General features: G+C 70.7%; 10 protein-coding genes. 6 read left to right on the top strand and 4 right to left on the bottom strand.

Annotation, left to right across the window (positions count from 1 at the left end; translation table 11 throughout):
• Positions 1-108 precede the first annotated feature (108 nt).
• Genes H5411_RS01310 through H5411_RS01295 form a run of 4 tightly spaced genes read left to right on the top strand, consistent with a single transcriptional unit; the run spans position 109 to position 4,668 of the window.
• Positions 109-1,401 carry a sugar ABC transporter substrate-binding protein gene (locus H5411_RS01310; protein WP_183122704.1) on the top strand — a complete coding sequence of 431 codons (1,293 nt, stop codon included), beginning with the start codon at positions 109-111 and terminating at the stop codon, positions 1,399-1,401.
• Entirely contained in the window at positions 1,398-2,384 is a 987-nt protein-coding gene (locus H5411_RS01305; protein WP_183122703.1) for a carbohydrate ABC transporter permease, read from the top strand. Before H5411_RS01310 ends, H5411_RS01305 begins: the two co-directional genes overlap by 4 nt.
• Positions 2,381-3,211 (top strand): carbohydrate ABC transporter permease, encoded by an 831-nt coding sequence (locus H5411_RS01300; protein ID WP_183122702.1) that lies wholly within the window; start codon positions 2,381-2,383, stop codon positions 3,209-3,211. The genes H5411_RS01305 and H5411_RS01300 overlap by 4 nt, the downstream gene beginning before the upstream one ends.
• A complete protein-coding gene (locus H5411_RS01295; protein ID WP_183122701.1) occupies positions 3,208-4,668 on the top strand; it encodes a glycoside hydrolase family 3 protein in 1,461 nt (486 codons plus the stop codon). The genes H5411_RS01300 and H5411_RS01295 overlap by 4 nt, the downstream gene beginning before the upstream one ends.
• A gap of 84 nt (positions 4,669-4,752) precedes the next feature.
• On the opposite strand, the gene H5411_RS01290 is transcribed toward H5411_RS01295, so the two are convergent.
• Positions 4,753-5,187, bottom strand: coding sequence for an ATP-binding protein (locus H5411_RS01290; protein ID WP_183122700.1), 435 nt, complete (start codon positions 5,185-5,187; stop codon positions 4,753-4,755).
• Between the two features lie 292 nt (positions 5,188-5,479).
• On the opposite strand from H5411_RS01290, the gene H5411_RS01285 reads away from it, so the two are divergent.
• Together H5411_RS01285 and H5411_RS01280 are read left to right on the top strand one after the other, a co-directional pair.
• Complete coding sequence (locus H5411_RS01285; protein ID WP_167442089.1) at positions 5,480-5,971, top strand: hypothetical protein; 492 nt, start codon at positions 5,480-5,482, stop codon at positions 5,969-5,971.
• A gap of 110 nt (positions 5,972-6,081) precedes the next feature.
• Positions 6,082-6,264, top strand: coding sequence for a CsbD family protein (locus H5411_RS01280; RefSeq protein WP_101440236.1), 183 nt, complete (start codon positions 6,082-6,084; stop codon positions 6,262-6,264).
• Positions 6,265-6,318: 54 nt separating this feature from the next.
• On the opposite strand, the gene H5411_RS01275 is transcribed toward H5411_RS01280, so the two are convergent.
• From H5411_RS01275 to H5411_RS01265, 3 genes are all read right to left on the bottom strand, one after another.
• The gene (locus H5411_RS01275) at positions 6,319-7,290 is read right to left on the bottom strand and encodes an L-threonylcarbamoyladenylate synthase (protein WP_244194883.1); all 972 of its coding nucleotides are present in this window, start codon (positions 7,288-7,290) and stop codon (positions 6,319-6,321) included.
• A gap of 71 nt (positions 7,291-7,361) precedes the next feature.
• Positions 7,362-8,288, bottom strand: a complete 927-nt coding sequence (locus H5411_RS01270) for a sensor histidine kinase (protein ID WP_101440238.1) — start codon at positions 8,286-8,288, stop codon at positions 7,362-7,364.
• Between the two features lie 312 nt (positions 8,289-8,600).
• The gene (locus tag H5411_RS01265; protein ID WP_220816321.1) at positions 8,601-9,551 is read right to left on the bottom strand and encodes a zinc-binding dehydrogenase; all 951 of its coding nucleotides are present in this window, start codon (positions 9,549-9,551) and stop codon (positions 8,601-8,603) included.
• Positions 9,552-9,554 lie beyond the last annotated feature (3 nt).

Here is a 9,554-nt window from a genome sequence, read left to right as displayed (position 1 = left end):
ACCGGCTTGACACCGGCTGTGGTCCGGACCACTCTGCTGGACATTGGTCTACACCATTTGTCATTCAGCCCCGGTCGCCGACGACCGGGCACCGAAAGGACGAGACACGTGAAGCGCTGGCTCAAGCTGGCGGCGGGAGCCGCCGCCATCACGCTCGCCACGGCCGGGTGTGCCGGCTCCGGCGGGAGTGAGAACGCCTCGAGCGCTGGGGGCGCGCAGGACGGCAAACTGACAGTCTGGCTGATGACCGGCTCCGCGCCGGACAGCCTGACCTCCGCCCTGAACAAGGAATTCGAGGCCGCCCATCCCGGCGTCAAGGTCGACTACCAGATCCAGCAGTGGAACGGCATCCAGCAGAAGCTGACCACCGCGCTGGCCAGCGACACCCCGCCGGACGTCATCGAGGTCGGCAACACGCAGACCCCGGCGTTCGCCTCGCAGGGCGTGCTGGCCGACCTGTCCGGCGACGTCAACAACCTCAACGGAGGACAGTGGCTCGCCGGGCTCAAGGCGTCCGGCCAGTACGACGGCAAAACCGTCGGCGTGCCGTTCTACGCCGCGAACCGCGTCGTCATGTACCGCAAGGACATGTTCGAGCAGGCCGGCATCGCGAAGCCGCCCGCCTCGAACGACGAATGGCTCGACGACATCGCGAAGCTGAAGGCGAAGTTCGGCAGCGACCCGCAGTTCCAGCCGCTCTACATGCCGGGCCAGAACTGGTACGCGCTGTCGTCGTTCATCTGGGACAACGGCGGCGACATCGCCAAGGCCGAGGGCAAGTCCTTCAAGTCCTCGCTCACCACCCCCGAAGCCAAGGCGGGTCTCGAGTTCTACAAGAAGCTCGTGGACACCTCCGGCACCACCGCGCCCAAGGACAACGACGAGGCCACGCCGCAGCAGGCGGGCATCTACGGCGCGGGCAAGGTCGCCATGTTCATCGGCACCCCGAACGAGGTGGCGACCGCGGCCAAGACCGACCCGGGCATCACCGCCAAGACCGGCGCGTTCCCGATCCCGTCGAAGACCGCCGGCCAGACCGCCCCGGTGTTCCTCGGCGGCTCGAACCTGGTCGTCCCGCTCAACAGCAAGCACCAGGACCTCGCCAAGGACTACCTGAAGCTGCTGACCAGCACCAAGTACATGACGCAGCTGGCCGCGAGCGGCTACGTGCCGGGCACCTCCACCGACGTCAGCGCCCTGGACAAGGACCCGCTGGGCTCGGTGATGGCGAAGGCGTCGAAGAACGGCCGCGCGATGCCGGCCAGCCCGAAGTGGGGCGAGGTCGAATCCGGCCAGAACCCGCTGAAGGACATGCTGACCGCTTACCTGACCGGGAAGAAGACCCTGGACCAGGCCGCGGCCGACGCGAACACGGCCCTCGACAAGATCATCGGCGGATGACCGCGACGAAGGACACGCCGGTGCCGGCGGGGGCGACCCCGCCGGCGCCGGCGCACGTCGGCGCGGCGCGCCGGCGGGGCGGCGGCTGGATCAGCGAACGGCTCATGCCGTACCTGCTGCTCCTGCCCGCGCTCGCCGCCGTGCTGGTGCTGCTCGGCTGGCCCACCGTCCAGATGCTCGGCATCAGCCTCCGCCGGCTCGACCTGCGCGAGCTGGTGACCGGCAAGATGGTGTGGATCGGCTTCAAGAACTACACCGACGTGCTGTCCGACCCCGAGTTCTGGGCAGTCGCGCTCCGCACGGTCCTCTTCACCGGCGCTCTCGTCGCCGCGACACTGCTCGTGGCGCTGCTGATCGCGGTGCTGATGCGGCATCTCCACCCCGTGCTGCGGATCTTCGTGCAGATTTCCCTGGTGCTCGCGTGGGCGGTGCCGGTCATCGCCACCACCACGGTGTTCCAGTGGATCTTCGACCAGCAGTACGGCATCCTCAACAAGACGCTGGACCGGCTGGGTTTCCATTCCTTCATCGGGTATTCGTGGTTCTCCACGGGCACGAGCACGCTCGTGGTGATCGGGCTGCTGGTGCTGTGGCAGGCGGTCCCGTTCGTCGCGTTCACGCTCTACGCGGGCCTCATCGGGGTGCCGCGCGAGCAGTACGAGGCGGCGGGCATCGACGGGGCCGGGCCGTGGCAGACGTTCCGCGCGGTCAGCTGGCCGGCGATCCGGCCGATCCTGACGATGGTGACGTTCCTGTCGATGCTGTGGGACTTCAACATGTTCGCCCAGGTGTGGGCCATCCGCCAGGGCGGCCCGGGCGGCGCGAGCACGAACCTGGCGATCCTGCAGTACCTCAAGGGCATCGCGGGCAGCCACTTCGGCTCCGCCGCGGCCATCGCGACCATCATGCTGGTGCTGCTCCTGCTGGTCACCGGCCGGTACGTGCAGCTGCTGGTCCGGACCAAGGACGGGGAGATCGCATGAGGAAGTCCCTGCCCGCCCGGGTGCTGGTGTCGGTCGCCGGCGTGCTCGTGGCGCTGCTGTTCCTCTTCCCGACGTACTGGATGTTCACGACGTCGCTGAAGACGCCGGGCGACGTGCTGTCGCCGAAGTACGACCTGATCCCGACCTCGGCGACGCTGTCGAACTTCGCGTCGGCGCTGACCAAGCCCGGATTCGTCACGTACCTGACCAACAGCCTGATCGTGACGCTCGGCGCGGTGCTGGCCGCGCTGGTGGTGGGCGTGCTCGCGGCGATCCCGCTGGCCCGCTTCCGTTTCCGCGGCCGCAAGGGGTTCCTGCTGCTGATCCTGGTCGCGCAGCTGGCCCCGCTCTCGGCGCTGTTCATCCCGATGTACCTGCTGATGCGCGACATCGGGCTGCTCAACACGCTGCCGTCGCTGCTGCTGGTGTACTTCGCGACGTCGCTGCCGTTCACCGTGTGGATGCTCTACGGGTTCGTCAACGGGATCCCGTACGACCTCGAAGAGGCCGCGATGATCGACGGCTGCAGCCGGGTCGGCGCGTTCCGCCGGGTCACGCTGCCGCTGCTCGGACCGGGCCTGGTGACCACGTCGGTGTTCAGCTTCATCACCGCGTGGAACGAATTCCTGTTCGCCCTGGTGTTCATGCGCGACCAATCCAAGCAGACGCTGCCGGTCTGGCTGTCGTCGTTCAAGACGGCGTTCTCGATCGACTGGGGCGGCGTCATGGCCGCGTCGGTGGTCTACGCGATCCCGGCGGTGATCTTCTTCCTGATCGTGCAACGGAAACTCGTGTCCGGCATGACCGCCGGCGCGGTGAAGGGATGACGGTGGCTGAGCTGTCCGAAACCCGCCGGCTCGCCGAAGCCGTGCTGCTGCCCGGATTCGCCGGGACGACCGCGCCGGACTGGGTGCGCCGCCGCCTCGCCGAAGGCCTCGGCGGCGTGATCCTGTTCGGGCGCAACGTGGTCGACGACGAACAGGTCGCCGCGCTCACCTCCGCGCTGCGGTCCGAGCGGGACGGCGTGGTCGTCGGGATCGACGAGGAAGGCGGCGACGTCACCCGCCTCGACGTCGGCAAGGGCTCGTTCGTGCCCGGCCCGCTCGCCCTCGGCGCGGCCGGGGATCCGGAGCTGACCGCGTCCGTCGCCGCGGCTCTCGGCGAGCGGCTGGCGGCGTGCGGGGTCACGGTCAACCTCGCGCCCTGCGCGGATCTCACGCTCGCGGCGGAGGATCCGGGCATCGGCGTGCGCGCGTTCGGCTCGGATCCGGCGGCAGCCTCGCCGCACGTCGCGGCCTTCGTCACCGGCCTGCAGAAGTACGGCGTCGCCGCGTGCGCCAAGCACTTCCCCGGCCACGGCGCGGCGACCGAGGATTCGCATCTCTCGCTGCCGGTGCTGCCGCGGACCGCGGCCGAGTTGCGGGAGGTCGAACTCGTCCCGTTCGCCGCCGCGATCGACGCGGGCGTCCGGACGGTCATGTCCGGCCACCTTGTCGTGCGGGAATGGGGCGACGAACCGGCGACGTTCAACCGGACCGCGCTCGTCGACGTGCTGCGCGGCGAACTGGGGTTCACCGGGGCGGTCATCACCGACGCGTTGGAGATGGGGGCGGTCTCCGGGGCGTACGGACGGCACGACGGTCTCGGCGAGGCTTCCGTCCGGGCCCTCCTGGGCGGTGCCGACGCGCTGTGCCTCGGCGGGGCCGCGTTCGATGCCGAGACGCTCGACCGGACCGCGGAGGCGATTGTCGCGGCCGTGACCGAGGGACGGCTTTCCTTGGAGCGGCTGGCTGATGCCGCTGCCCGGACCGCTTCGCTGGGCACCTCCCCTGCTCCGGCAACGGTGCAGCCGGTGGACTACTCGCTCGGTCTGTCCGCCGCGCGAGCCGCGTTGCGGATTACCGGCACGCCCCGGCTGACGGGTCCGTCGCTGGTGGTGGACGTGCAGACCGAGCCGGGCATCGCGGCCGGGCCGATGCCGTGGGGGCTGGGTGCGCATCTGGCGGAGCTGGTCCCGGGCACCAGGACCCTCTCGGTCTCGCCCGACGACGTCTCGACGGTTCTGGCCGAGGCCTCCTCGGCGGAGAGCGTCGTGATCGTGACCCGGGAAGCGCACCGGCATCCGGCGGTGCGGGAGTTCCTGGCCGGTCTGTCCACTGTGGACTACATCCGGGTCGAGACCGGGGTTCCCGGGCCGGAGACCGGGCCGGGGCCGAGGATCGACACCTTCAGCGGTTCCTACGTGAGCCTGCGGGCCGCGGCGGAGCACTTGGCTCGATCGTAAGGCTGTCCGTGACGGGAACCCTGCGGGCCTCTGATTCCCTCAGGGTTCCCCTCCCCACTGGCAGCGCACCGGACCGGGACTGGTTCAGAGGGGCAGCTCTGCCCAAACAGTCTTCCCGGCCGCCCCGGGTGTCTGGCCCCAGCGGGCGGCGAGCGCGTCGATCAGGGCCAGCCCGCGTCCCCCGCCTTCGTAGCCTTCCCGGCAACGAGCGAGAACCGGGAGCGGGTCGGACACTTCGATCAGGAGCCGGTCTCCGCGCAGCGACAGAGCCAGCTCGCACGGCGGGCGGGCGTGCCGCATCGCGTTGCTGGCCATCTCGTCGAGGACCAGTCTCGCGTCGGCCACCGCGTCTGGGGCAGCATGCGGGCGGTGGCGGCGCACGAACGCGACCGCCTCGTCGCGAACCCGTCGCAACGCCGGGAAATCCCGGCCCAGCACCAGATCCAAACGGGCGGCCCCGCCCTCCGGCGACGCAGCTCGCACGGGCAACCGACTGTGCCGGAATTCGTCCACACTCACGGTTGACCTCCCCTCGGCGCCCCAGCCAAGAAGGAGGTACCCGCGCGTGCGTCTGTCCACTCCAGCCACAGTGCCGGAACCGTAAACTCGCCGCGGAGAAGACGGATCAGCAATTCGCGGGGCGCCCCGCGAATTCCGCAGCGATTTCGCGGGAATTCCCCTGAATACCCGGCGAGCGCAATCCCAAACCGGAAATCCGGCACAGGTGCGCGATCTCGTTCACCGCCAGGTTTTCCGGCCTCTGTTTCTCTCTTGCCGTGCGGGGTTTCGCGCACTGTGCCACCGTTTTCTCATGACTGACATGCCTGCCTACCCCTCCCCTTCCGACGGAACTCCCGCCGCGGCCCCGCCGCGCCCGGCGGTGATCACGGGCGCGTTCTGGTCGTTCGTCGCCGCCACGGTCGTCGGCTTGGCCGGAGCCGTGTTCCTGTTCTTCGCGCGAGACACGTTGACGGACGCGATGCGAAGAGCGAACGGGCAGAACGCCACCCGCCTCACCGAGGCCCAGATCGACCAGGCGGTCACGATCGGCATCGTCGTCGGAGCGGTGATCGCTGTCGTGTTCGCGTTGCTGCACTTGCTGTTCGCGTTCAAACTCCGCGCGGGCCGCAACTGGGCGAGGATCGTGCTCACCGTGCTCACCGCCCTCCAAGTCGTCTCCTTGCTGGCGGGACAGGGCACAGTCGTCAGCTACGTCGGCGCCGCCTTCGCCGTGCTCGGCGTCGTCCTGTCGTTTCTCCCCGAAGCCAATCAGTACATCGCCGCCGCCAAGGTTCGCCGCTGACCGCCGGTTTGCGCACTGCTCCGGACGGGTAATCCGGAGTCATCGCCAAGATCGTTTTTCGTGCTCCGCCGCGGGATGAGGAATCCCCGAGACGAGAAGAGGTCATCGACATGAGCGACACCGCCGGAAACAAGGCCGAGGAACTCAAGGGCAAGGCCAAGGAAGCTGTCGGCGACGCCACCGGGAACGAGCAGTGGCAGGCCGAGGGCAAAGCCGAGCGGGCCAAGGGCGCGCTCAAGCAGGCGGCGGAAAAAGTCAAGGACGCCGCCAAGAGCGTCAAAGACCGTCCGTGAGGGCAACCCTGAGGGACTCTGATTCCCTCAGGGTTCCCCGCGGCGCGGAAGCGGTCAGGGGCGAGGCCCCGCGGCGCGGCGAAGGCGGTTCGCGATCGCGAGGCCCAGCCCCTTCTCCTCCGGGAGCGACGCGACGATCAGGTCGCACCCCTGCCGGTCCAGCTCGCGCAGGAAGCCATACAGGCCGCGGGCGTACTCGGCCGGCGAAGCCGGAACCGCCACGACGGCGCGGACCTCCGGCGGCGCGCCGTCGTGAGAAGGCGGCAGGAAGACGCCCACCTGGTGCCCCAGCCCCTGGGCGCGTTCCGCCTCGGCGACGACCTGGTCCGGTTCGACGAGAACCACCCGCGCCCGCGGCGCGTAATGCGACGGATGCTGGCCGGGAACCCGGATCGGGCTCGCGGACGGCACTTCGAGGGAAAACCCGAGCACGGCTTCGAGGTCTTCCCGCGCCACGCCGCCGGGCCGCAGCACGCTGAGGGTGTCGCCGGTGGCGTCGACGATGGTGGACTCCACCCCGACCTGGCAGGGGCCGCCGTCCAGCACGAAGTCGACGGCGTCGCCCAGTTCCGCGCGGACGTGGTCCGCCGTGGTCGGGCTGACCGAGCCGAACCGGTTGGCCGACGGAGCCGCCGCGCCGCCGCCGAACGCCGACAGCAGCGCCAGCGCCACCGGATGGTCCGGGACGCGCACGCCGACGGTCTCCAGACCGCCGGTCGCCGCCAAGGACGCCCGCGGGCCGCGCCGCAGCACCAGGGTGAGCGGGCCCGGCCAGAACTGCTCGGCCAGCAGCCGCGCCGGTTCGGGGACCTTCTCGACCCAGCCGTCCAGGTGCTCCGCACCGGCGACGTGCACGATCAGCGGATGCGTGGGCGGGCGGCCCTTCGCCTGGAAGATGCGGGATACCGCCGCCGGATCCGAGGCATCGGCGCCCAAGCCGTAGACCGTCTCGGTCGGGAAGGCCACCAGGCCCCCGTCGCGCAGCACCCCGGCCGCCTTCTCGATGTCGCCAGCTGCCGCGGTCACGCTCGCACTCTCCTGCCAGACGGATAGCTTTCTGTCGGCCATCAGCCTAAGACGCGGCTTCCCAGCGCCCTTCACCCGGCGGCAAACCGCGCCTCCACCGTCGACCCGGCCGGGTCCGAATGCATGCGCACCAGATCCGCGAGATGGTTCACCAGGAGCAGCCCCCGGCCGCGGACCTGATCCGGGAGAACCGGGACGCGGCCGGCCATCGGATCCGCCAGCCAACCCTCGTCCCAGACCTGGCAGACCAGCTCGCCGTCGGCGGAACCCAGCCGCACCACCGCGGCTCCGCTGCCGTGCTCCACGCTGTTGACCGCCAGCTCCGACACCGCCATCACCACGTCCTCGACCCGGTCTTCGGCAAGACCGTGCCGCCGCGCCGCCTCGGCGGCCACCTGACGGAGGTGGACGAGGTCCGGTTCCGCGACGACAAAGGACCGGGCGTCAGGCGGGGGCGGCAGTTCGCGGTTGTAGTCGGCGACCACCGCGTCGGGTGCGTAGTCCGCGCTCGCTCGCCACTCCCCCGCGCCGTCGATCAGCCACGGATGCGTCCGGAGCGCGTCGGCCAGTTCCGTCGGGCCCAGCGCTTCGGCGTCGTACGGGCACAGGATCGTCGCCCAGCGGTCCTCGAACGCCACGTTGATCAACGCCTCGTGCTGGGCGCACGCCGGGTACTCGGCCGCCGACCGGCCGGCCCAGATCGGCTCCCCGACGATCCGCACGTGCCGGTCCGGGTGCTCGTCGGCGAACGCGCGCAGCACGCCCGGGATGATCCGGCCCGGATTGCGGCCCGCCTCGGTCATGTCGACCAGCAGCACCCGCCCGGCGTCGTCGCCCAGTTCGGCCCGGACCAGGCGCACGTGCTCCGGCGGCGCGGCGACCGCGACCGGCTCGCCCGCCGCCAGCCCGTCGCGGACGAACCGGCCGACCCCGGCCGCGAACTCGCCGGCGTCGCGGTAGAACAGCGCCGGATGCAGGAACGCCTGCCCCGTGTCCATCACGGACACCCCGCCGGAAACAGCGTCTTCTCCGCGGGCACCACGATCACAACCTCACCTCTGCCGTCCGCCGGACAGCTCGGTTCACCTTGCCGGCCAAGGCTAACTCAGCCGCCGGACGCACACGCACCGGCGGCGGGGATCCTAGGGGGCGACAGGCCTCGTGACCTGCCCGAACTTCCTGCGCCAGAAGCCTTTTCGGGACAACTGACGACTGCCTCGCTCCGCGGGTTCAGGGCACTTTCTCCAGGCATCGCCGCCGTCTCGGTCAGGGGAAGGGAAATCGCGGCAACGGGCGCGGCGGCCCGCCGCTCAAGTGAGCGCGAGAACTGTCTTTCCCCGCCCGTGCCCGGAATCGAGCCGTTCGTGGGCTCGCCGCACCTGGTCGAGCGGCAGGACCTGGTCGACGACGGGGCGGGCCTGGCCGCGTTCGAAGAGCGGGGTCAGCTCCTCCAGGCGGCCGCGCTCCCGGGTGAGCAGGATCCCGTGCAGCTCCTGGTTCCGCTGGTACAGGGCGCGCAGCTCGCCCTTCGGCGGCAGCACCGTCGCGATCCGGCCGAACGCCCGGGCCGCCGCGGAGCTCTTCGCGACGTTCTCCCCGCCGACGAGGTCGAGCACCGCGTCGGCGCCCCGGCCGCCGGTGTGCTCGAACACCGCCTCGACCGGGTCGGTCTCGTGGTAGTCGATCGGGACGGCGCCGAGGTCGCGCAGCAGGTCCTGGTTGTCCGGACCCGCCGTGGCCAGCACCCGGGCGCCCGCGGCGATCGCGAACTGCACGGCGAACGAGCCGACCCCGCCGGCGCCGGCGTGCACCAGCACCGTCTCCCCGGGCCGGACCGCCAGCCGGCGGACGATCGCCTCCCACGCGGTCCCGCCGGCGAGCGGGATCGCCGCCGCCTCCACGTGGCTGAGCCCGCGCGGTTTGGGCGCCGCGATGGCCGCCGCGACGACGTTCAGCTCGGTGTAGCTGCCCAAGCGCGACGCCATCTCCGGGGTGTAGAACACCTCGTCGCCCTCGGCGAAGTCAGTCACGCCGGGGCCGACTGCCGCCACGACGCCCGACACGTCGCCGCCCAGCACCGCGGGCAGCTCGAGGTCCGGGATCGCCACCCCCTGCCGGATCTTCGCCTCCACCGGGTTCGTCCCCGACGCGAACACCCGGACCAGGATTTCACCCGGTCCCGCTTCGGGGCGTTCGATCTCCCGCACCGCCAGGACGTCCGGGCCGCCGAACTCGTCCATCACCACAGCTTGCACAGACATTCC

This window comes from Amycolatopsis echigonensis (assembly GCF_014174495.1).
Taxonomy (GTDB): domain Bacteria; phylum Actinomycetota; class Actinomycetes; order Mycobacteriales; family Pseudonocardiaceae; genus Amycolatopsis; species Amycolatopsis echigonensis.
This window is presented reverse-complemented; position numbering and strand designations above follow the sequence as displayed.

Coding starts and splice junctions, on each gene's coding strand:
- H5411_RS01305 (WP_183122703.1), top strand. CDS start 1,398: ATGACCGCGACGAAGGACACGCCGGTGCCGGCGGGGGCGACCCCGCCG.
- H5411_RS01300 (WP_183122702.1), top strand. CDS start 2,381: ATGAGGAAGTCCCTGCCCGCCCGGGTGCTGGTGTCGGTCGCCGGCGTG.
- H5411_RS01295 (WP_183122701.1), top strand. CDS start 3,208: ATGACGGTGGCTGAGCTGTCCGAAACCCGCCGGCTCGCCGAAGCCGTG.
- H5411_RS01285 (WP_167442089.1), top strand. CDS start 5,480: ATGACTGACATGCCTGCCTACCCCTCCCCTTCCGACGGAACTCCCGCC.
- H5411_RS01280 (WP_101440236.1), top strand. CDS start 6,082: ATGAGCGACACCGCCGGAAACAAGGCCGAGGAACTCAAGGGCAAGGCC.
- H5411_RS01270 (WP_101440238.1), bottom strand. CDS start 8,288: ATGGACACGGGGCAGGCGTTCCTGCATCCGGCGCTGTTCTACCGCGAC.
- H5411_RS01265 (WP_220816321.1), bottom strand. CDS start 9,551: ATGTCTGTGCAAGCTGTGGTGATGGACGAGTTCGGCGGCCCGGACGTC.